Annotated in this window: 17 protein-coding genes and 4 pseudogenes; 7 read left to right on the forward strand and 14 right to left on the reverse strand. The window is 60.0% G+C overall.

Annotated elements, in window-relative coordinates:
* Nucleotides 1-17: 17 nt before the first annotated feature.
* From NKJ09_RS17770 to NKJ09_RS17790, 5 genes and pseudogenes are all read right to left on the reverse strand, one after another.
* Nucleotides 18-161: pseudogene (locus tag NKJ09_RS17770) on the reverse strand (ferredoxin); the annotation flags it as partial.
* Nucleotides 145-1,434: a cytochrome P450 gene (locus NKJ09_RS17775; RefSeq protein WP_352763138.1), complete on the reverse strand. Its 1,290-nt coding sequence runs from the start codon at nucleotides 1,432-1,434 to the stop codon at nucleotides 145-147. The pseudogene NKJ09_RS17770 and the gene NKJ09_RS17775, both read right to left, overlap by 17 nt.
* Before the next feature lie 92 nt (nucleotides 1,435-1,526).
* The gene (locus NKJ09_RS17780) at nucleotides 1,527-2,729 is read right to left on the reverse strand and encodes a cytochrome P450 (RefSeq protein WP_352591431.1); all 1,203 of its coding nucleotides are present in this window, start codon (nucleotides 2,727-2,729) and stop codon (nucleotides 1,527-1,529) included.
* A gap of 153 nt (nucleotides 2,730-2,882) precedes the next feature.
* Nucleotides 2,883-3,076 (reverse strand): annotated as a pseudogene (nifH, locus tag NKJ09_RS17785) (nitrogenase reductase); the annotation flags it as partial.
* A gap of 431 nt (nucleotides 3,077-3,507) precedes the next feature.
* Complete coding sequence (locus tag NKJ09_RS17790; protein WP_156937376.1) at nucleotides 3,508-3,672, reverse strand: hypothetical protein; 165 nt, start codon at nucleotides 3,670-3,672, stop codon at nucleotides 3,508-3,510.
* 732 nt (nucleotides 3,673-4,404) lie between these two features.
* Between NKJ09_RS17790 and NKJ09_RS17795 the strand changes: the two genes are divergently transcribed.
* The 7 genes from NKJ09_RS17795 to NKJ09_RS17825 all read left to right on the forward strand — a co-directional run bounded on the left by NKJ09_RS17795 (nucleotide 4,405) and on the right by NKJ09_RS17825 (nucleotide 10,348).
* On the forward strand, nucleotides 4,405-4,938 hold the full coding sequence (locus tag NKJ09_RS17795; protein ID WP_352466644.1) for a peroxiredoxin: 534 nt from the start codon (nucleotides 4,405-4,407) through the stop codon (nucleotides 4,936-4,938).
* 70 nt (nucleotides 4,939-5,008) lie between these two features.
* A complete protein-coding gene (rpoN, locus tag NKJ09_RS17800; protein WP_352542089.1) occupies nucleotides 5,009-6,445 on the forward strand; it encodes an RNA polymerase factor sigma-54 in 1,437 nt (478 codons plus the stop codon).
* Between the two features lie 57 nt (nucleotides 6,446-6,502).
* Nucleotides 6,503-7,720: an MFS transporter gene (locus NKJ09_RS17805; protein WP_352763140.1), complete on the forward strand. Its 1,218-nt coding sequence runs from the start codon at nucleotides 6,503-6,505 to the stop codon at nucleotides 7,718-7,720.
* A gap of 89 nt (nucleotides 7,721-7,809) precedes the next feature.
* Nucleotides 7,810-8,139, forward strand: a complete 330-nt coding sequence (locus tag NKJ09_RS17810) for a hypothetical protein (RefSeq protein WP_352763142.1) — start codon at nucleotides 7,810-7,812, stop codon at nucleotides 8,137-8,139.
* Between the two features lie 31 nt (nucleotides 8,140-8,170).
* Nucleotides 8,171-8,449 (forward strand): type II toxin-antitoxin system RelE/ParE family toxin, encoded by a 279-nt coding sequence (locus NKJ09_RS17815; RefSeq protein WP_352710455.1) that lies wholly within the window; start codon nucleotides 8,171-8,173, stop codon nucleotides 8,447-8,449.
* 93 nt (nucleotides 8,450-8,542) lie between these two features.
* Nucleotides 8,543-8,938, forward strand: a complete 396-nt coding sequence (locus tag NKJ09_RS17820) for an XRE family transcriptional regulator (protein WP_023801991.1) — start codon at nucleotides 8,543-8,545, stop codon at nucleotides 8,936-8,938.
* Nucleotides 8,939-9,004: 66 nt separating this feature from the next.
* Complete coding sequence (locus NKJ09_RS17825; protein ID WP_352763144.1) at nucleotides 9,005-10,348, forward strand: hypothetical protein; 1,344 nt, start codon at nucleotides 9,005-9,007, stop codon at nucleotides 10,346-10,348.
* 127 nt (nucleotides 10,349-10,475) lie between these two features.
* Here NKJ09_RS17825 and NKJ09_RS17830 read toward each other — a convergent pair.
* From NKJ09_RS17830 to NKJ09_RS17870, 9 genes and pseudogenes are all read right to left on the reverse strand, one after another.
* Nucleotides 10,476-11,107 (reverse strand): annotated as a pseudogene (locus NKJ09_RS17830) (IS91 family transposase); the annotation flags it as partial.
* 3 nt (nucleotides 11,108-11,110) lie between these two features.
* Nucleotides 11,111-11,964 (reverse strand): annotated as a pseudogene (locus NKJ09_RS17835) (tyrosine-type recombinase/integrase).
* 449 nt (nucleotides 11,965-12,413) lie between these two features.
* The gene (locus tag NKJ09_RS17840; RefSeq protein WP_352763147.1) at nucleotides 12,414-13,445 is read right to left on the reverse strand and encodes an IS110 family RNA-guided transposase; all 1,032 of its coding nucleotides are present in this window, start codon (nucleotides 13,443-13,445) and stop codon (nucleotides 12,414-12,416) included.
* A 430-nt stretch (nucleotides 13,446-13,875) separates the two neighbouring features.
* Nucleotides 13,876-14,607, reverse strand: a complete 732-nt coding sequence (locus NKJ09_RS17845) for a PP2C family protein-serine/threonine phosphatase (protein WP_352710451.1) — start codon at nucleotides 14,605-14,607, stop codon at nucleotides 13,876-13,878.
* A gap of 4 nt (nucleotides 14,608-14,611) precedes the next feature.
* Nucleotides 14,612-16,054 carry a hypothetical protein gene (locus NKJ09_RS17850; RefSeq protein WP_352763149.1) on the reverse strand — a complete coding sequence of 481 codons (1,443 nt, stop codon included), beginning with the start codon at nucleotides 16,052-16,054 and terminating at the stop codon, nucleotides 14,612-14,614.
* Nucleotides 16,044-19,397 (reverse strand): AAA domain-containing protein, encoded by a 3,354-nt coding sequence (locus tag NKJ09_RS17855; RefSeq protein WP_352763152.1) that lies wholly within the window; start codon nucleotides 19,395-19,397, stop codon nucleotides 16,044-16,046. Before NKJ09_RS17855 ends, NKJ09_RS17850 begins: the two co-directional genes overlap by 11 nt.
* 727 nt (nucleotides 19,398-20,124) lie before the next feature.
* Nucleotides 20,125-21,045 (reverse strand): Kiwa anti-phage protein KwaB-like domain-containing protein, encoded by a 921-nt coding sequence (locus NKJ09_RS17860; RefSeq protein ID WP_352763154.1) that lies wholly within the window; start codon nucleotides 21,043-21,045, stop codon nucleotides 20,125-20,127.
* Nucleotides 21,046-21,047: 2 nt separating this feature from the next.
* Nucleotides 21,048-21,644 (reverse strand): KwaA family protein, encoded by a 597-nt coding sequence (locus NKJ09_RS17865; protein ID WP_352763156.1) that lies wholly within the window; start codon nucleotides 21,642-21,644, stop codon nucleotides 21,048-21,050.
* Nucleotides 21,644-22,225 (reverse strand): ATP-binding protein, encoded by a 582-nt coding sequence (locus NKJ09_RS17870; RefSeq protein ID WP_352710440.1) that lies wholly within the window; start codon nucleotides 22,223-22,225, stop codon nucleotides 21,644-21,646. The genes NKJ09_RS17865 and NKJ09_RS17870 overlap by 1 nt, the downstream gene beginning before the upstream one ends.
* Nucleotides 22,226-22,272 lie beyond the last annotated feature (47 nt).

Here is a 22,272-nt window from a genome sequence, read left to right on the forward strand (position 1 = left end):
ACGGCGGCGTGCAGCGCCTGCGGGACCGTCGCCACGCACACTTCTGCCACGCCGTCCGGTTCGCGCTGGCGAAAGGTGCCAGGCAGCGTCAGCACACACTGCCCGGTAGTACCGCACAGATCCTGATCGACCAGGACGCGCATCTCAGCCCCCCTGCCCATGCAGCCGCACCGGCAGCGCGCGGAACGTCCTAAGGAACGCGGAGGGCTCCCGGGTCGGCTGCTCGGCCAATGCCAGCGAGGGGAAGCGCGCCTGGATCCGCGGCAGGCTCTCGGCCAACTGCACCCGGGCCAGTTGCGCACCGAGGCAGAAGTGGATGCCATGGCCGAAGCTCAGCATGATCTTCCCGTCGGTCGACATGCCAGGACTGGTGCCGTAGAACCGCGCGGGATCGAAGCGGTCGGGATCGGCGAAGGCGTCCGGGTCGCGATTGCCGGCCGCGATCAGCACACGCACGTCCGCGTTCTTCGGGATCACCACGCCGCCCAGTTCGATGTCGTGCTGGGCGATACGCGGAATGGAGCTGAACATGGCGGGCGCGTCGCAGCGCAGGACTTCTTCGACGAACGCCTTCACCCCCACGGCATCTCCCTGCAGCCAGTGCCGCTGTTCGGGATACGCCAGCATCGCCAGGACCGCATGGCCGATGGCCGCAGCAGTGGTGGCGAAGCCGCCCAGCAGCATGCCCCACAGCATGCTGATCAACTCCGCATCCGACAGCATGTCGGCATCGTCGTCGTGTGCGCCGACCAGCATTGACACGATGTCGTGGCGGGAATCGATGCGCTTGCGCTGTATGAGGTCGCCGAAGTAGGCCTGCACCCTGGCGCTGGCCGCGTCCGCCGCGGCGAGCTGGGGATCGCTGGCGTGCGGGCTCAGGCCTTCCAGAATGGCGCTGATGCCGGCGACGAGCCCCAACATGTCTTCCTGGGGCATGCCGAACAGTTCGCCGAAAACCAGCATGGGCAAGGCCAGCGCGAATTCCCGATGCAGGTCCACCGCCTCCCCGCGCTCCAGCGCGGGCGCCATGCCGTCCAGGCGCGCTGCGACGATGCGAGCGATGGTCGGCCTCAGGTTGTCGATCTGGCCCATGGTGAAATCGCGCGAGATCAGCCGGCGCAGACGCGTATGCGTCGGTGGTTCCTTCATCGCTAGCGTGGACGCCAGCAGATTGAGTGACAGGCTTGTCGCCGCACGCGGGAAATAGCGCGCCAGTTCGCCCGGCGCCGGTCCCCGGAAAGCATCGCCCGTGGCCTTGAGCGCCCAGTAGATGTCGGCGTGGCGGCTCAACAGAAAGAGGCCCGACGCCGCGCGATGCACCGGATCGTGCTCGCGCAACCACCGCATGAACGGATACGGGTCGTGGATGCACGCTGGCGACGCCAGTTGGGCGAAGGCGTCCCGGCATGCTGCCGTGGTTTCTTGCACGTCCATCTTGGTTACCTGTTGGCTGGCTGATCGGACCGGCGCGCCAGGCGCGCCGGCAAATTGCGGAGAAGATCGCGATTCCCGGCGGCGTCCGCGCATCACCAGAGCACCGGGAACTCCTCGAACCCGCCAGTGATGATCTCCTTGCGCAACTTTAGTTCTTCGGGCGCCACGGCCAGGCGCAGCGCGGGAAAGCGCTGGAAGATCGAACCGAACACCACCTTGAGTTCCAGCCTGGCCAGCGCCGCGCCGATGCAGTAGTGCGGCCCATGGGAGAACGCCAGGTGCGGGTTTTCGTCGCGTCCGATGTCGAAGATTTCCGGGTCGTCGAAATGGCGCGCATCGAACGACGTCGCCGGCAGGCCGACAAGCACCTTGCTCTCCGCAGGAATATCCACGCCCGCGATGGTCACGTCGGTCCTCGGATAGCGCATGATGCCGTCCCAGCCCGCGCCCGGCGGGTACATGCGCAGGATTTCCTCCACCGCCTTGTCCACCAGGGATGGATCGCCGACCAGGCGTTCGCGCTGTTGCGGATGGCGGAACATGGCCAGCAGGCCGAATTCGATCTGCGCGACGGTGCTCTCGTGCCCCGCCACCAGCATGCCCGTCGCCAGGCCGATCGCCTCTTCCTCGGTCGCCTTGCCCTGGTCGACCGCCGCGAGCAGATCCGTCAGCAGGTTGTCGCCAGGATCCTGGCGCTTGTCCCGCATCTTGCCGCGAATGTAGGCGCGCAGTTCTTCCCAGGCCAAGCGCGACGCGCTGCGCGGGCCGCTTTCATGCTGGTGCGTCATCACCTCGTCGGACAGCCCGGCGAAAAAGGCGTGATCCTCGTAGAGCACGCCCATCAGCGCGCTGATGACCATGGCCGGAAGTGGAAAGGAGAGGTGGCGCCGCAGGTCGGCGGGCTGGGGCTGGGCCGCCAGTGTCTCGAACAACTGCGCGGCGATCACCTCGACCTGCTGCGCGAGCAGCTTCACCCTGCGGTTGCTGAAGGCCGGCGCCACGATCGTGCGTAACCGGGCATGCTCGCCCCCCTCGTGCGAGACCAACCACCCCGGCGACCCGAGAATCACCGAATCCGGGGTGAATGCCGCCGGCGGCATTCCCGAGGGCCGGAACGCCGCGTCGGACAGCACCGCCTTGGCTTCATCGTAGCCTGTCACCCACCAGCCTTCGTGCCCGGACGGGAAGCGCACGCGGTGGATCGGACCGTTGGCGCGTTGCGCCAACATCTCGGGCGAGGGCTCGATGTGATCGACGCGCCACATCGGCAGCGTCGGCAAGGGTTGTTCGGACATGGTGGCACTTGATCTCTAAGCGATGGAAGGGCGGGAGGTGACCGGCAGGCGCTGCGGGCAGCGAATGGCTTAGGAAGGCATGTAGACGACGTCCTCCGCAGCGTAGCCCGATTCGATTATCAAGGTCGGCCAACGTGTAACTGCCTAGGCATACCGCGCGGCGAGATGCAGAACGTTATCCTGCGCCTTCGAGTTCAGGATAAGGCGAGTGTGGCGGGCCTTTGAGTCGCAGCCGGCCATCAAGATTTCCTGCGCAAGGGTCGACAAGGGCGGCGAGCCTGTTTGGTAGCGGGCGTTTTCGCCGAGGCCCCCTTCCCATAGAATGCTACTTGATGCGGATTTGACATTTGCTTTTCTTTCTTCGTTCCATCGATCGCGGTGCCATCCACGAAATTAAGGTCGGTCGGCAGCTCCCGGCCCGCAACGAAGGAGCTTCAAAACTCGTGCCAATTTGGCCGACCCAGGAGAAGAAAAAAATTGTGATTGCTGTTCATCGGGTTAGCCTGAGGCCAGACAAGAGCTCGGCGAAATAGGCCGGTGTCGCGGGCCAACAAAGGCGACAGAACAGTGTCGGATAGTACGCCTCGGCGACCTTTCGGTCGGGCTTGCGACATTCTGGTCCAGTTTCGAACATAAGAGGGTGGCAAATAGACACGATTGGGGAATTCGATCCTCACGGAGTCAGGCGCTTGCCGAAGCGCGCGCTCATGGTTGCTGCGACAGGCGCATGTTCGCGAAAGCCGAGCCTGCGCACGCAAGAACACGTTTGCGGCAGACGCTACGAAATCGCTGCAGTGCCCGCCGGTGTGAGGTAGGGCATCGGCTCGGCTTTCGGTTCGTCTTTGTCCAGCCGGTGCGGAAGCGCCGCATATCCGCACCATACAGCACCCTTGTCGAGCGTGCTGACGAGGCGGTTATAGGGCGCGCCCGGTCTTGAAGACACGGTCCTCCCAAGAAAAAGGATCGCTCCAAAAGCATCTCTATTTGAAATGGCACGCCGCTTGCTGCTCCTGGTCAGAGCCCATCAAAACACGATGAAAGCGACTTGCGCCATGCCCGACACGCGAAGCTCTAGACCGTGGCCTGAGGAGACGGTGCCTGTTCCCGCTGAACATCGGTACATCATCTCCTCCGGAGGTCCCTCCTCGGCAGCCGCTTTGCGCACGGCTGGTCCGATGGCGGCACGCCAACACATGGCGCTCGCGCAATTGCCGTCTACCGGTTCTGATCAGCATGTGAGTGCCCAACAGCCCCATCAAAGAGCCACCGAAGCCAAGGTCGTGTCACTGGCAAACTTCGACAATACGCCGAACCAGCTCAGTAACGCGGGTCTCTTGCGTGAAGTCACATTTGAGGCCTCCACACGCGTTCGATATTGGCTACTTCGGGCCCGCTATCACTTTGTCCCGGGCACGAGCGCGAGCGATGGATGCCGCTTCCGGCGCCATAGCCGTGGAAAGATTGCCCCAGCGGCTCGACAGCCTCCACTTGCTCAGATCGATGGCGTTCGGGTGACGAAGACCAGCAGCCAAGACGTTCCCATACATCGGGATGGAAAAAGGAGGGTGCGAGCCGCGAGGGCCTCATTTCATGCCCGGCATACGAGCCATTGCTCGGTATTGCGCCAGCCTCTGCCAGAATCCAGCGCGCCAGTTTTTTCCTCAGGAGCAAGTTGATGACCGTTCAAAAGAAGGTTCCCTTCGTCACCTTTCTCACGCGTGTTCGCGATGAGTCAGTCCAGGGCCCAAATCCATATCGCTGGGAAGAAAAGACATCTGACGACTACTTTGCCGGCAAGCGCGTCATCCTGTTCTCGCTGCCTGGCGCCTTCACTCCGACCTGCTCGACCTACCAACTGCCCAATTTCGAAGAGCTCTATGATGAGTTTGAGAAGGAGGGAATTGACGCGATTTACTGCGTCTCCGTCAACGATGCCTTCGTCATGAATGCGTGGGGGAAGTCCTTGGGCCTGCAGAAGGTCGAGCTCATCCCCGATGGCTCAGGCGAGTTCACACGCAAGATGGGCATGCTGGTCGCAAAGGACAATCTCGGCTTCGGGATGCGCTCCTGGCGCTACGCCGCCCTGATCAACAATGGCGTGGTGGAGCAGTGGTTCGAGGAGGAAGGTTTCTCCGACAACTGCGAGGCCGACCCCTATGGCGTCTCATCTCCGCAAAACGTTCTCGAAACGCTGAAAGCCGCCGCATGACCTAGAAAACGTCTCACTGGTGCCATTGCCCGCCCCAAGAGGCTCCCTCGACAGGATTATCGCGCTCACCATGCAATCCTCAGCAAGCCTGCTTCAGCGCCAGAAGCAATCCATGGTCGCATCGCCTCAACTCATTGAGTCGATTCGCTTGCTGCAACTGGCGCATACTGAACTGCATCAGTTCGTGGAGCGGGAAATCGAGAAGAACCCGCTCTTGGAATCTGCGTCAAACGATGGCGGGCCTTTTGGCGATGTTTCGATTTCGGGAGCGGATCAGCGTGTCGGCCCACGCGCAAACGCCGTTGACGGACCGACCGGGGCCGGCTCGCCTGAACGGCTCGGGCAATGGAAATCACTTCGCAACACGACCAACAACCCGCCGGGTAATGGCCCTTCCCTCGACGAGTTTGCCAGCCTCGCCGAGACATTGCACGACCATGTCGCTCGTCAGATCGCCCTCACTGCGTTCACACCACAGGAGCGGCTGATCGCTGGCCAGCTTGCCGCCGATCTGGAAGACACTGGCTATCTTCGGGCAAACCTTTTGGAGCTGGCCGAGAGCCTGAATGTCCGGGAGGCTGATGTGGAACGGGTTCTCGGAACCTTGCAGCACTTTGATCCACCGGGAATTTTTGCCCGAACTCTCGGAGAATGCCTTGAAATCCAGTTGCGCCAGCGAGACCGGTTCGACCCGGCAATGGCAGCTTTGGTTGCCAATCTTGAAATGCTTGCGCGACGCGATTTTCAGGCACTGAAGCAGCATTGCGGCGTCGATGAAGACGACCTTCTCGACATGATGCATGAGATTCGGGCGCTCGATCCCAAGCCTGGAAACCGATTCCAATCCGGTGCGTCTGAATCAATCATACCCGACGTCTGGGTCACGCCCTCGCCGGAAGGCGGGTGGCAGATCGAACTTGATCCGGCCACACTCCCCAAGCTGCTGATCAACCAAACCTACTATGCCGAAGTGTCGCGTCAAACTGTCCAAAATTCGAAAGATCAAGCATTTCTCAACGAATGCTTGCAAAACGCGAACTGGCTAATCCGCAGCCTCGATCAGCGCGCCAAGACGATTGTTAAGGTTGCGGCTGAAATCGTGCGCCAGCAGGATGCCTTTTTGGAACATGGCGTCGCCCACCTGCGGCCTCTCAATCTCAGAACCGTCGCTGACGCGATCGGCGTGCACGAGTCGACGGTAAGCCGGGTGACCTCGAACAAGTACATGCTTACCCCGCGCGGAGTCTTCGAACTCAAGTATTTTTTCACCGTCGCGATCGCGTCCTGCCAAGGCGGCGATGCGCACTCCGCCGAAGCTGTCCGCCATCGGATCAAAGCGATAATTGCCGCAGAATCTCCCGGCGACGTGCTTTCCGACGATGACATCGCTGTCCGGCTGAAGGAAACCGGCATCGATGTTGCGCGCCGCACCGTCACAAAATATCGCGAAGCAATGAACATCCCCTCCTCCGTGCAACGCCGCCGCGAAATGCGCTTGTGTCTTTAATGTGGGTCAAGGCAGCCAACCTCATGTTGCAGTGCATCCAAAGTGGAGACTTCGTTCATGACCCGATCCGCGGCAGGCGTCATGGACGCTGTTCTGCACGACCCAGAAAAGCCCGACCAACCGTCTGGTCCCGCATGGGGTGCGGTCATTTCGCTTTCCTTGGGCACCTTCGGGTTGGTGACGGCAGAGTTTCTGCCTGTCAGCCTGCTCACGCCCCTCGCGCATGATCTCGGTGTCACCGAGGGTGCGGCTGGACAGGCGATGACGGCGACCGCTATCGTCGGGGCGATCTCGGCGCCGACGGTGGCCATCATCACAAAGCGCCTGGACCGCAGGATCGTCATGTGGGCGATGACGCTGCTGCTGATCCTGTCGGACGTTCTGGCGGCCGGCGCGTGGTCGCTGGCGGTTCTCCTGACTGCACGCGTCGTGCTCGGCATAGCGCTCGGAGGCTTTTGGTCGATGTCGGCATCACTGGCGATGCGGCTCGTTCCAAGCCACCTCCTGCCGCGCGCGATGTCGATCATCCTCACCGGCGTTTCCGTCGCTACCGTTTGCGCAGCTCCAATCGGCGCTTATGTCGGCGATATTTGGGGATGGCGAAGCGCCTTCATGCTCGCCGCAGCCTTCGGCGCCGCTACACTGCTGGTGCAACTCATAACCATTCCGAGGCTGCCTCCGGTCGGAGTGGCTAGCTTCCGCAGCCTGCTGGATGTGGCCAAGATTCCGATGGTCAAGGTCGCGCTTTTGGTCGTCCTGCTGGTCGCTTCCGGCCACTTCGCCGGAATCACCTATATCCGCGCCTTCCTCGAGAAGGTTCCCGCGCTGGATGTCAACACGATCTCGCTTGTGTTGCTTGCTTTTGGCATCGGCGGATTCTTCGGCAATTTGGCCGGCGGGCTTCTGGCCGAGTACAGTCTCAAGGCAGTCGCGGCCCTTGCCCCGCTGCTCATAGCGATAGCCGCTGTTTCGCTGCTGACGGCGGGAGCATCGGCCTCGGGCTCGGCGATTGCGGTTGCCGCGTGGGGCTTTGCCTTCGGCGCGGTGCCAGTGGGATTGCAGACGTGGATGGTGCGGCGCGCCGTTCCCGAGCAAGCCGAAAGCGCCGGTGTGCTGATGGTCGTAGCGTTCCAAGTGGCAATCGCAGCCGGCGCGATTTTCGGCGGACTATTGGTGGACAATGCCGGGATTGCCAGTGCCATTGCCTACAGTGCTGTTGCCACGTTCCTCGCCGCCCTGACAGTGTTCCTGCTCGGCCCGAAGCGCGAAACCTAGACCGCCTGACAGAAGAGGTCTCAGCAGCGCAGCGGGACGAGAGATGCAATCGCATGCACGGCGCGGCGCGATCCTCTGCATGATTACGCATGGACCAGCGCAAGCGCCTCGCCGGCTTCACCTCCGGGCCACGCGACCTTCGCCGCCAGACACGCGAACCTCGCCGGCACCGGTTTCCATTTGGCGACGGTGAGCGCTGCCGGCGCGATGGAACCCTTGCTGGCGGTCATATCCTTCACGACAAGCCGGCATTCTGGGCAAGCGACAGCTACGCGCCGGCCATGCCCGTCAGAACGCCGGTGATGATGCCGCTCAATAGCGCAGACAGGTCGCGAATTGCCAGTCGTGTCAACGGCGGCCGGATTATTGTCGACCGCGCGTACCTTGTTTCGGCCGCAGAGTATCGTTCGGCAGCTTGATGATGTTGACCACATAGCCTAGGAGCTATATATGGCTTGGGAAGTCGTTTTTGGCGATGAGTTCGATGGGGAGTTCGAGGCGTTCCTCCAGACCGTCCAAGATGAGCTATTGGCCTCGGCTAAGCTGCTCGGTGTGTTCGGGCCCCAACTGGGGCGACCGCATGCGGATACCTTGAATGACTCGTCGTTCGCGAACATGAAAGAACTTCGCTTCGACGCTGATGATGGTGTCTGGCGGGTTGCGTTCGCATTCGACCGGAAGCGGAAGCCGATCCTGCTCGTCGCCGGCGATAAGTCGGGGCGTGAGTGAGAAGCGCTTCTATAAAAGCCTGATCGCCAAGGCGGACAGGCGCTATCAAGGGCATCTCGACCGTTTGGCGGCGGCGAAGAAGGAGAAGAAGTGATGGGACGCAAGCTTGACGACCTAATCGCTGCGCTCCCCGAGGATCGTCGGGAGCGGGTCGACGCGCGTTTCGAAGAGTTAAGGGGAGAAGTCGAGAGTCTCGGCGATTTGCGGCGTGCTGCTGGAAAGGCCCAGGCCGAAATCGCTTCGGTCCTCAAGATCAAGCAGCCTTCGGTCTCGAAGATCGAGAAACAAGCCGACATGTACTTGTCTACTCTTAAAAGCTACGTCGAGGCGATCGGGGGGCAACTCGAACTCGTCGTTCGCCTTCCCTCGCGCGCGCCCCTCCGTATAGAGCGGCTCGGCGACGTCGTGGCTCCCAAAGCCGTCTCCGTGCGTAGCGTTAAAAGAGCGGCAGGTGGACGTAATCGCACAAAGGCCGCACGCGCCGGCTGACCTCACTCTGTTTCGGCTAAAGACTACCGATGGGGCGAGATGGTCTCGTCGATGCAAGGAGTAGGTATGAGCAACGTCCTAGTTAAGCCAAAGACCGACCTGCCCGCGGTCACACTGCCCGACGTGATCCCTCTCTCCTCGCCCATGCTAGCCCAACTTACCGCCGCGTTGGGAGTCCCCCGCAATTTGCTCGCCGAGGACGACCAGATCGCCCATGCTTGGTCCCAGCTCCCACGCCTGATCAAGAAGATCCCTCCGCACCTGCGCGATGAGCGGATCGTCAAAATGTGTGTCGCCGTCGCCAGCGGTCTGTTCGACGCAGCCATCAACTACGTTTGGAACGCGGCCGTGGTGGAACTGCGTGACAAGGTGCGACGGTTCGGCATCAACGTCGTCCCTCAGATCCTCGACGACAAGTCCTTCGACGAGGACACGCTCCTCGACCTCAAGGACGCCGAGCTGCTCGACCTCTGCCGTAAGCTCAACCTGATCGGTGACGACGACTTCTTCTTCCTCGACCAGTGCAGGGCCACACGCAACAGTTTCTCTATCGCACACCCAGCTGCGGGGACGGTCGACGAAGACGAGTTCCTGAGCTTCCTAAGCCGCTGCCAGAAGCATGCGCTCTCGAGCGCCCACAACCCTAAGGGGGTGGACACAAAGTCCCTGCTCGCCGCGCTGAAAGCAACGAAGTTCAAGAAGGATCAACGACAAGAATGGGAACGCCGTATCCAGGAAACATTCGAGGCCCAGCGCGAGCTGATCTTCGTCATGTTACACGGCATCTACTGTGACCCAGCGTCGGGAGAGGAAGCCCGCCTGAACGCCATCGCAATCTGCGAATCGTTCAGTAACGACCTTAGCCCCCGGACCAGGTCGGCGCTGGTGGATCGACACCAGGACTATAAGGCAAAAGGCGACGAAGCCCGTCAGAAGGCTTCGCTGCAGTTCTTCGAGACGCTGGGCCAGTTGTCGCTGCTGAGCGAAGCCGAGGTTCACAGTATCTTCACATCAGCGAGTAGGAAGCTCTTAAGTGTGCACAATGGCTGGGATAACTTCCACAACGAGCCGCCCTTCGCCGATCGGCTCCTCAAGCTGTCGCGGAAAAACCGCGTTCCGGAAACAGCGCAGGCCACTTTTGTGGAGGCAGTCGTGACGGCAGCGACTGGCAACTCATACGGCGTCTCGAACGCGGCGTCGCCATCCTACAATGAGATGGTCAAGTCGTTCTCGCCAAACGAGGTCAAGCTGATGCTGGATCTACCGAAGGCCTCAACCCTCGTCGCAAGTCGCATCAACTCGAACAGCGGCTGCGAGAAGCGGTTCCGCTCGCTCGTCGCACTCGTTGATGCCAAGACGGTTCCCACAGCCTCGAAGAGCCTTTACGCAAAATGGGTTCCTAAGCCTTGATTCGCTGCGTTCCCGCTGACCCTGTTTCGCCCCTGGACTGCTGTATGTAGGTGACCGGCAACCCGCTGGTTCGCAAAAAGAGGACGGCGGGGTTGAACGAGGAAGAACCCCCGGGATCAGATCCCGTCGCCAAGGCGTCGGCCTTCTTGTCCGCGACCAGCCGGATCAGGAACAGACGGCGGAACAGCTTGCCCAGTACTCTCACTGGGAGAAGGAAGCCCGGCCGCGGCGATATCCACCGGCGTCCGTCCGGCGCAATGCCGCCGCCCGGCACGATCATGTGGATATGGGGATGGTGGGTCATTGCCGATCCCCATATGTGGAGCACGGCGGTGATGCCGATGCGCGCGCCGAGGTGCTTGGGATCCGCCGCGATCGTCAGCATCGTCTCCGGTGCCGCCTTGAACAGCAGGTCATAGACCAGCGCCTTGTTGCCGAACGCGATGGCGGCGACCTCGGCGGGCAGCGTGAACACGACATGGAAGTAGCCGACCGGCAGCGGGTCGGCCTCCCGCTCGGCGAGCCATATACGCGCGGCCGCGCCCTGGCACTTCGGCAGTGCCGGTGCGGTAGGGGTTATAGGCGATGCGCCACTGGCCGCAGTCTTCGCAGGCCTCGACGTGACCGCCGAGCGCCGCGGTGCGGCAATGCTCGATCGCCGACATCACCTTGAGCTGGATGAGGCTCAGGTGACCTGCATGCTCGATAGGCGGGGCCGGCAGCACGGAAGATGTCGGCGACCTCAACAGAGGTGTGCACGGCTCAGCCAGGCGGCGTCTTGCCTTCCATTAGCGCCATCAGCCCGGTCGAGCGGCCCTGCGACCGCATGGATCGTCCGCGTCGAGACCTTGGTGTAGAGCGCGGTCGTATCGAGCTTGCTGTGGCCGAGCAGCCCCTGGATGACGCGGATGTCGACATCCTGTTCAAGCAGGTGGGTGGACTGTGACGCAGCATGTGAGGGCTGACGCGTTTGCGGATGCCGGCGACTTCGGCTGCCTCCTGGACTGCGCGGTGCAATTGCCTCGATGAGATCGGGCGCGGTGAAGCTGCGCCCCGGAAACAGCCAGCCATTTGGGAGCATCACCCCGCGCCGCCTGCCTTCGCGCCACCACAGCCGCAGCAGTTCCAGAGTTGCGGCGAGAGCATGGCGTTGCGGTCCCGGCGTCCCTTGCCTGTTCGACGCGGATCAGCATGCGTGTCGAGTCGATGTCGTCGATCTTGAGGTGCGCGACTTCGGACACGCGCAGGCCCGCGCCATAGGCGACGCCGAGCGCGGCCTTGTACTTTGGTGCCGGGTGCGGCTTCGAGCAGCCGCGCCGCTTCCTCCACGCTCAGCACCTCGGGCAGCTTGCGCTGATACCTCATGATCACCAGCGCACGCGCCAGATCCCGACGCTTCAGCGCACGAGGAACAGGAACCGCAGTGCCGAGACCGCGCGATTGATCGTCGCAGGGCCGACGCCGCTCTCATGCTGATGCAGCTGGAATCGACGGATGTCCTCAGCCGTCGCCGTGTCGGGCGAGCGGCCAAGGAACACAGCGAAGCGCCGGACGTGACGAACGTAGTCCTGCTGGGTATGGGAGCCCAGGCCACACATGAGCATGTCGTGCTGCATGCGCTAGCGAAGCGGAGAGATTGGTGCATCGGTCGACAGGGTAGCCATGGCGAGTTCCTCTCGTTGAAGGGAACTCCATGGTCAGATCGACGCCTCTACCCGCTCAAGTCAAATGGCAGTCGCGCTAGCTCAGGCCGAGGCGCCCCTCCCGCGAAGCGGGTCGTCTAATCGCTCGACCGTCAAGGGGGTAAGTGCAAGGCAGTCTCCTTTTTTGCCGATGCTCGTTCGCATGCCGGGTACAGGGTCGTCTACGCGGTCGATGCAAAGCTGATCGCCGCAGGATGAGTTTCGCTGGTGAGATCTTCCTATGTTCGTTACGCACTCTGCTAAGGAGGCAGTTGCTTCCCGCTTCGCGGAATGATCTCAGCCACGTCCCGGCAGGGACGGCTCGGTGCGTCCTGGAAGAACGCTATCGGTTGAGTGAAGAAATCGTCGCAGGCATATGCAGATCAGGCTGCGGCGGGCATTCCTCCGTGCGGATCGAACAGCTCGCCCGTCCGGAGCATCGCATGCATGATCACTGCCAGCTTGCGCGCCAGAGCCACGGCCGCTCGCTTGAAGCCGAGCCGTTGTTTGAGCTCCAACGCCCAGGTTCGCAGAGTACTGGTATCCGTCGACCGGTTCAGGATGACCGCGGCCGCCTCGTATACCAGTCCGCGCAACTGATTGTCGCCACGGCGCGAGATATGTCCCTCATTATCGACCTCACCGGACTGGTAGCGCCTCGGGGTCAGGCCCACCCATGCACCCACGGCGCGCGAGTTCCTGAAGTTCGCCGGATCCTCCACGGCTGCGGCAAAGGCGGTGGCTGTGACGGTGCCTACGCCGGGCACTGACATGAGCAGACGGCAGTGCTGGTCCTCACGCGCCATAGCGGCCAGCTGCTTGCTCAGCTCTGCTGTTTGGGTTCGCATATTACTCCACGCCTTAAGCATCGGTGCAACGATGCGCACCAGCTTGTCTTCGCCTTCCAGAAGGTCACGAACGTTGCGCTCGAACACGCTGCCTGCGCCCTTGGGCACGACGAGGCCGAACGTCTTCATCAAGCCACGGATTTGGTTGGATATCTGCAAACGCATCTTAAGAAGCTGGCGCCGTGCGGTGATCAGCGTGCGGATCAGCATGCTGTCGAAACCTTTGACCCGAACCTCGCGGTAGAAGCCGACCTCGGCCAGATGTGCCAGGCCATCCGCATCGTTCGCATCGGTCTTCTTCGCGGCCATGTCGAGCGCGGCCTTGGCATGCCGCGCGTCGATGCAGATCACCGGCAGCTCCTCTGCCATCAGCGCATGGTAGAACCACACCGACAGCGGCCCCGTCTCGAATACCACCCGCCGCACATCGGGTGCGCGCTTGCGGATCAGCGCCGCGAGTAGTTGCGGGTCGGACGCGCACTTGCCCCGCCACATCCTTTTGCCGTCCTGCCGGATCGAAATTGCCGTCTCTTTCATGGATACGTCGAGACCGATATACTGCTCCATGGCTGTCCTCCGTTCGATGCCTGGGCCCGGTGTCCATCGTGAGCCCGTTCTTCATCCTATCGGGGGACAGCCAGCCGGCTAGAGCTCCGAACATCGCCGCCACAGCTTTGGTGGCCACCGCTCCCGCGATTACGTCATGTTCGTGCATGAGGCGCATTGCAGCCCGGCGGCTGTTGGGCCGGAAGCAGACTATCCGGTTCTGGAACGAGTTAGCCGGAAACTGCCATTCCATTTTCGACCCTTTGTTGCCGTCGCAGGTCAGTGGCTGCTCTAAACCCGGCGGATGCAAAAACGACTACCAGAATGCCGACGTTAGGAAGTCGCTGCGCTGTTGAGCGATGACCAAGGTGGTATGCATCAAGGTCAAGATTGTCATTGGACCTACCCCCGGGCACGGGCGTGATCGCCTCTGCGACAGTGTTGCGGACCTTTAACTCGAAGACGCTAAGTAACGCAGCAGGACAACGCTGACATTGTCCGGAGCGCCACGAGCCAGGCAGCTAGCCAGTAGGCGCTTGACGCATTCTGCAACATCCGATTCTGAAATGATTGCCTCAATTTCAACGTGAGACAGCACGTCGGAAAGTCCATCCGAGCAGAGCAGTAACCGGTCATGCTTCTCTAAGGTCAAGTCACCCAATGATGGGGCAATCTCTACAAAGAACCTGCCACCTCCAAGAGATTGAGTTATTGAATGGCTTACCCTCATACCCGTCGCCCTATGAGGTACGTGATCTTCCGATATCTGTATCAGGCTTCCTGCTCGGTGCAGATACGCTCGCGAGTCGCCCACGTTGAACCACCGGCATCTGTTGGCGTCCACGGTTATCCCGACAATGGTCGAGCCCATGCCTTGCAAGGCTCGATTTGAGAAGGCCGCTTCGTACACTGCATGATTTGCCGTCCGAAGCGCTGTCTGCGATCCGCCGTCCTTAAAGAGAATCTCTCTCATCGCCTCCAAATGTGCGATAGCGATCTCACTCGCGACTTCGCCACGTGCGTGCCCGCCCATCCCGTCCGCAATCAACACGAACTGCCGTCGATGCGAGGCCTTGAGATTGACAACTTGCCCTTCCGAGATCCTGTGACCCGTTACCGAGACCCGGTCCTCGTTCTGATCGCGCACCAAGCCGGCGGAGGTTACTCCCGCAATCTGCCACATCGAACTACTGCCTCGCTATGCGGTTCAGGTAGCCTGTAATGTGATCCTGGTCATGCATGACGAATCCAGCGAACTGCTCGAAAGACCGGATGCGGCCGTGATTGCTGAGCATCGGTCGATTGGCAACCAAGGCGACTTCATGGTCCCAGGAAAGGTGGTAGTAGCGTTTCTCCTTGCTTTCCTTGACGGTCACGCGATCTGAGAATTTGTGGGCAAGCTGCGCCAGCGTGTCGAAAGCGTGACCCCAGTCTTTTCCCCGACCGCGCCATTGGCTCGCCTCTTCGTTAATGAAAATCGAAACGCTAACGCCACGCCTCACCATCTGATCGATCGATCGTAAGAAGGCCTTATCAACGATATGGGGAGCCAACCCCCGCGTACTAATCGAGAGACTGCTCTTCGTCTCATTGAGTGCGCGACGGAGTAATTCAGCCATTTCGTAAACTGCAGCCGGTCGAGCAGAAGCCTGCATCAACGCATGTCGTGCTTCACCTTCGGCGTTGACGGCGGCCATTATGTCAGTCGGGCTGGGTCGTTGGTCTTCGGAGATCTCGCCACGATCGGCTGCGCTTTCACGCCGCTGTAGCGCCGCACACTTCAGGGCCGCCATTGATACCGCTCGTTGCCTAATCAGATAGTCGTCTTGATCTAGGACTTTCCGGGCTACGTCCTGACCTAGGTGGGATCTAACGTTCGACTGTATGTATCTGTCCGAGAATGCTCTCACCAGACCCCTGCGAAGGTTCCCGCCATGTTCAGCGAAACGTTGCTCCAATTGTTCGTCTGGAACGCCGTTGACGATGAAACGTGTCCTGATCTCCCCCTTCTTCGATCTGTACACCATCGCCACGACTTTTCGGAATACTCGCCGGTACCTAGCGATCCGCTTCACGCGCAGGATATCCCTATCGACGTCTTGACGGCTCATCTGCCCGGCCAGGACGTTGTCGATCTCTGGCAGGTGGAGATCGTTTATGGAAGGCTGGGTTGGCGGTGTAGCCGGAATCTCGGCGACCGCGCCATCCTCGACGTCTCGAGGGAATGCGAAGTCCATCGCTAGGGAGGCGACCGGCTTGCGCATGATGCCGTCGAAGAGAATGGAGAGGACCTCTTCAGTGGGCGTGGAAAGCCCTTCCTTGAGGACCTTTCGTCCCAATTCTGTCACGATAATACTCTCGACCGATGCAACAAATTTGTCCGACATCAGGTCCGACAAGGCACCCTTAACGATGCTCTCGTCGAGTCCTAGAAATCCGACTAAATCATCGGACGAAAGACCTCCTTCAAGGCTGCGAAGGATAAATTCCTTGATAGGCTGAAGACCGCGTCGAATGACGCTTACCGCTTCGACGTTAAGTAGCCATAAAGGGGCTGCTGCTTCCGCGAAATCCAGGAGTTCATAGCCTGGAAGTTCCTCATACCGGCGAGCAATCTCATCAGGCGTCATTGAGGGTCCTAACTTCGCAATCTGCCCGCGTGCGTCCGATGTAGTTGACCACATCGTACATCGGATGATCTGTAGGCAGGGCCTGACAGAACGCATGGTCTCCGACGACCAGTAGGAGGCTTTGTGCCCGTGACAGCGCCACATTTAGTCGAGGCGGCTCGCTCAGGAACCCAGCGTCCCCTCTGTCGTTGGATCGAACAACGCTGTAGATGCAGACATCCGCCTGCGATCCCTGAAAGGCGTCAACGGTGTTGACCCGAACGGTCAGGCCGGTCCATGTGGCCCGATAGTCGCGGATCGCGTCCTCGATGGCCCGCACTTGCGCAGCATAGCCCGCGATAACAGCGACGTCGTATTTTTTCTTGCGGTTGCGGGCAACGAAGTCCAACTGCGCGAGGTGGGTTCTTACAACGCGGCATTCCAACGTTGATGACCAACTGGTTCCGACCCTGTTTTCCGGTTCGGCAGCGACCAAACGGGAAGTGTCGAGCCATGTCACCAGTTTCGGGAAAGTAGGAAACGATATCTCCGGCTTCATGATCGGGCTTTTCAGCTCCCCGCCATAGAAAACCTCGCTGATGAGATCTCCGATGGGCCGCGCCATACGGTACTGGTGGAGCAGCTTGACCTTCGACTCTGCCGGAAGCGTTTTCAGTAGCCGATCGAACACGTTCTCGCGGATTTCTGCGTCCGTAAACTCCGAGAGCGACTCCGATTCCAATATCTTCCGCTCAAAGAATGGCGGTAACTGCTTGGGGTCCCCAACAAGGATAGTGCGACGGCTGCGCGTCATCGGGATGAGTATCTCCGTCGCGGTCGCCTTGGACGCTTCATCCACGATACATAGATCGAACGCGACCTCGTTGACTCCACGTACGCCAGCCAGCGCGACGCAGGTCGATGCCACCACCTTCGCCGACGCGAGCATCGCTGAATGGAAGTCCGAGGATCGGCCCACGCGTTCGAGCCACTCCTCTTGTAGGTGCATGAGCCTCAGGTGCTCCTTGCCCTCCTCGGCATCGCCTACGAGCAGGGCCGCGTAACCCTCCAATTCTTCAGGATCTTGAGAGTTCGCGAGGTCCCTGGCTATACCTGGAAGCTCGCTCAACTCATGTCTGACAGACTGCTCGTCGTGAAGTAGCGAGCTCAGTCGCTCTTTGAAATTAACCGCCTCGTCCAACGCGGACTCCGTACGCCGACGTGATTCCGCTTCGACAGCCGCATTCTGCGGCTCGGAGCCGGATGCGGCAGCTTGCGCCTGCAACCTCGCCGCTTCCGCCACAGCCTGTTCAAGCTTAGTTGCTTGCAGTCGGTCGCGAATTCGAAGGGCCAATTTTATAGCTAGCACACCCGCACGAAGCTCGTTTGGATCAAGCCCGTTCTCGTGGGCACGCTGAGCAAGCCACGGTCGAGCGGCCCTTCGGACTCCGGATGCCCAGATCTCGGCCTTACGTTCCAGTAGGAACTCCGCTGCGGCTGGAGCGATCCGATCATTGTCGATACGCCCAACGCGTACCAGGTTTATGTCCGCACTTCGTTTGGCGAGTCTTTCGAGGACATTATCCAGTGCCGCGTGGGTCTGAGAAGAGAGCAACACACGATGGGTAGGATTGGCGTCCAGGTACTGTGCAATGATTTCTTCGATCAGACGTGTTTTCCCCGTGCCGGGTGGACCTTCGACCACCATGACATCTCTGACGCCGAGCGCCTTTCGCAACACGACGACCTTATCGTCATCAAACTTGTCGCGTGGTCTCGTCCAGGGAACATTTGCCAACGGAGGATGAGCGCCTGTTCCGTTGAGCACGATCTCGCCTAGGTCCGGGTTTATGGACCTATCATATGCCAAGTCATCTAACGCCCTGCGCTGTTTATCAACCGCGCTCAAAGCACGACGCGTATTTACTTCGAGCATACCGTGAGCGGGGATACGGATGGGGTCACCGAAGTTTACCCTCATCGTTACTTGGTCGCCAAGGACCGCCACGACCTCCATCGCCACCGCGACTCCATTGACGTTGATCAGTCGGTCCTGGCCCAAGAGATCGGGTGGCGGAGGGGCAGCCAGCGTTAGGGTAACTTGCGAGCCGTTGACAGTACGGTCGGTAAACCGCAACGCGCTGGCGCGACCTGTCTCATAGTCAGACCGAGCGCGTAGATAAGCCTGCCAAATTCTGTAAACGCGGTCGCGCTCAGATACCCTACGTTCACTGCGCACAACCTCGGAGTGTGCCGACAACGCGAATATCTCATCGAGCGAGGTTTCTGCCGCGGCCACGTTCGACGGAGCACCGTCACTGAGGTCGAGATTAGTCTCATCGGTATTCTCGCGCTGTTTTTCTGCGGCCGCGGAGCCGACTTTGATCGCCTTCTGCACAAGTAGCTGGCCTGGCCTGGCCACCTGCCGTTGGCCCGTGATGACCCATTGTTCGCCAACGATGCGAATGAAATCCGGTCCATCGGAGGAAGCTCTGACACGCGCGAATGTCGTGAAGTCTTCCAGCAGGGCGGCCTGCGGATCCCGTACGTCAGGACCGAAATAACGTTCGAGACTGTAGGCGCAGTTGTCCGTGAAGCTCAAGTGGCACGCTAGCTTCGCTGGTCCCGACCCGGAACGTCGCGAGTCCATCCATTGCTCGATGTCGGCGAGCAGCAAATGCGCGTAGCGAGGTCTCCGCGTCGGGTCATCATGGCAGGCTTGCCTCAATGCCTCAATCGGCGCTTCAGACACCTCCTCGAGCAGCTGCCTGACGTCGCCAAGGTTTCCCGGAGACGTGCCAGAAAGGCAGCTTAAGGCGAGCACTGCCCAAGAGTAGCTGTCGCGGGTGAAGGAGTGGATGCCGTCGTCCAGCTCCGGTGGGGTGAAGGGCGGACTACCGTGCTGCCGAAAGGTCCGCCCGTTCTGCAAAAGCGGCTCATTGGGACGGTAGCTGCGGCTGATCCCAAAATCAGCTAGCTTTGGCTCACCGTTGTCGGTGATGAGGACGTTCTTGGGCTTTATATCGCGATGAGCTAGATGCTTCGTCTGCGCCCAGCAGATGGCATTCAATATCGGCCACCCCAAGGTTCTCCAAAACCGGGTCCATGTCATTGGCCCGGTTTTTGCGATCAGGTCTTCAAGATTCCCTTCAAGCCATTCCATCGCGATGTATGGCTGGCGGGCGCAGTCAAAGCCGTAGTCGATAAGGCGCACCACACTGCGATGCTGCGCCAGCTCCAGTCCCCGATACTCCCTGACGAAACTCTCCTGCACCAGCAGTTCATCTGCGTGCGGCAACATTCGCTTGACGGCGCATATCTCGTCTTCGCCATGCCGATCTACGGCCTTATAGACCCGTGCCATGCCGCCTTCTCGCGGAGGGTCTCCAAGCAGTTGAAACCTACCCCCGACCACCTCGTCGTCGAGACGCGCGTTGTCATCGCTTTTTGTCATATCCCCCCGCTGACGGTGTCAGAGACTACCTCAGTTGACATCGCCAAGGCCTAACCCGCCACCCTTGAGCTGGTTTTTGCCTTTGCCAAGTAAACCCCACTTTTCCAACCATACACTTGCCTCAGGAGTTGTATATCCCAAGACCCGTCAATCGGAGCTGGGCAGGCACCAAGACACCTAGCTACAGGCGCCGTGATATATCCCCGCCGGTGCTGCCGCTGCTCAAGTAACAATAACTGACCGTGAACCACACCCAATATTTGGGCGGTGGACCTGGCCGAAGTTCCTAGCAATTGGTGGACCCGTCACAGTCGTGGGACCGATCCGCCTACTCCGCACAGCCCATTCGCTCGATGTCTGCCTTTGAGGCCGAGAAGGTCTGGCCAATGACCGGCTGCGGCGCATTGCGCTCGGCAGCCTTGGGCCGATAGCTGACTGACTACTGTTTGCGACGCGAAATCGCCATAAGCTGTCACGCTGCGCCCGAGTGGGACTTATACGCTAAACGGCTACTCTTCTATGCGCCGCGATGCTCCGGTTATGATGTCTCGTCCAGAAGCACGGGAAGGGCCAGATCATGATCGGGGAATGGCCACTGTGACGAAGGCAAATCCGGCTTTGCCTGCTCAAAAAGATATCAAGCTACAGCGGTAGCATCGGGCACGTCATAGTGCTGTTCGGAAAATATTGACGACAACCGGTGGTCAAGCAAGGCGCGAACAATATCCGCGCAAGTCTCCGGCGTCGCGACCAGCTTGCCGTCCTGGCCAAACATCAAGTTCAGCCCGCACTTCTGGAAATTGTCGCGCAGCCGCTGCATAAACTGCGTATCCAGATAATGGCCCTTCTGGCGGATGACGCAGGCGCGGCGCAGATGGATTTTGTTCTCCCCCACGAATGTCACGAGTGGAGCGACATCAGAGAAAATGGCGGCAAAAGCAGGTTCCACCTGCAAGGCCACGAAATCCTCGGCATGAGCCTGCTTGTAGCTCAGCACCTTTTCAAATGATGGCTTGCTCAACATGATGATGTCCTCGCCAGCGATGAAGAAATCAACATGGCGGGATATGCTGAAGGCTGGCTCTTCGTTCAGTCCAAGTTGTTCGTCCTTGAATATAACGGAAATGGCGCTGCGAGCCTGCCTGGACTGCCAGGAATTATCCGTGCTTCGAACCGCGTGGACCGCGCTGTCGCCATGGGTTAGCTTCACGACATAGAACTTGGTGTTTTGTACCTCCTTTAACGATCTCACTTTCTTTTCGGCAAGTGGATCCGCCATCTGCGCGGTGATCGCGTCGGCGTGGGTCTCCAAGGCGTCGATCCTGAGAGCAATCCCATCCTGCGCCGCCGCCAGGAGTGTGTAGGGAGTCACGTCCTGAATCGAGTCCCGCGCCTGAGCGAGGGCCACCTTTAAGGCGTTGTCGAGCTCTTCGTCCGTATCGACGCGACGTCCCGTGAACCGCGGCGCACCTTCCGGCGCGATGGATTTCTTGAAGAGCCACACCGATACCGTAGAATTATGTATGTCGAAGTTGGCCAGGCTTTGCGGCAACGGCATGATCAGTCTTCTCCCGTGCTGGATTTGATCACCAGGATGTCCTGAACGGGAATCTGGCGATATCGCGCGCCTGGTTTGATGTTTCCGTGAGCAAGGACATTGGCGCTATGCACCTGCTTCGACGCGGCGTGGTTATAGGAGATGTCGTATAGCTTCCAGCCGAAGACGATCAGCACAGGGTTCAGAATGATCTGGCCGGACTTGTAGCTAATCCAGAACATCCACCCTAGGAAGATAAGCACTCCGATGTGTTTCCCAATATCCTGATAGTCGATGCTCATAAAAGACACCACATAGGGAAGCGTATAGTTCATAAGGTCGGTGGGCACGTGTTTTGCTTCCTGCACAACGATCTCGTCCTTCGGTTTGACCACGGCAAGTGCCCATAAGGTCAGCGCGAAACAAATCAAGCAGGCCACAAAAATGCCAACGGCGAAGACCGGATTTTTCAACGGTATCGAGCAGGCGCTCTCCCACACCTTCCAGCAAAGCGGTCGGCCTAGAAAAGCGTACTCGAAGTCCTGTGCGAGAAGTATGAGGCTCAAGGGTAGGTAAGACCCCAAGAATACCACGAAAGCCGAGATCACCCTGAACTGCATTATGGTGCTCCTGGTGCTTGAGCGTCGATCTTGACCGAACAGAAAAGTCCGTCGATCCAAGCCCTTTGCAAGGTGGTCGCGGGCAGTGTTCCATCTGTTTGGCGCGACAGGATACGCGCCCCGTCGCCGGACCTGAAACGCACTACTCGGCTAATATTGGCGAGGCCGACAAAGATGGGACGAAAACCCATTCCACGGCCCTGCTCGGCTTTTGCTGAGACCCCCTCGCTAAGCGCCAGCTCCAATGCGGTGCACGAGTCCAGAACTCCGGCATAGAGGGGGTTCTTGCGAAGACTTCGCAGAACCCCGATCCCAGTATCGCATACCACATATTCGAAACTGCCCGGCCGGGCGGCATACGCGACCATGCCCGTATCCGCGCGTTCGCTGTGTTCGATGGTGTTGGTGTAAATTTCCTCGAGGCTTGCGATGAGTTGCCAGGATTCTTGCTGCCCCACGCCCACGCTGGTAGCCGCGTTCTTGGCCCTGATCGAGAAATCATGCCAATTCATGGCATTTCTGACGACACTACGAACCGTGATCACACCTTGTTGTCCATCGGCTCTGAACCAGTCCGTCATCGCGATGACATTTGCGAGCTGCTCCCTAAATCCTGGCGCCTCGAGCC

The sequence above is a fragment of the Mesorhizobium sp. M0189 genome (genome assembly GCF_040322135.1).
In the GTDB taxonomy this organism is placed as follows: Bacteria; Pseudomonadota; Alphaproteobacteria; order Rhizobiales; family Rhizobiaceae; genus Mesorhizobium.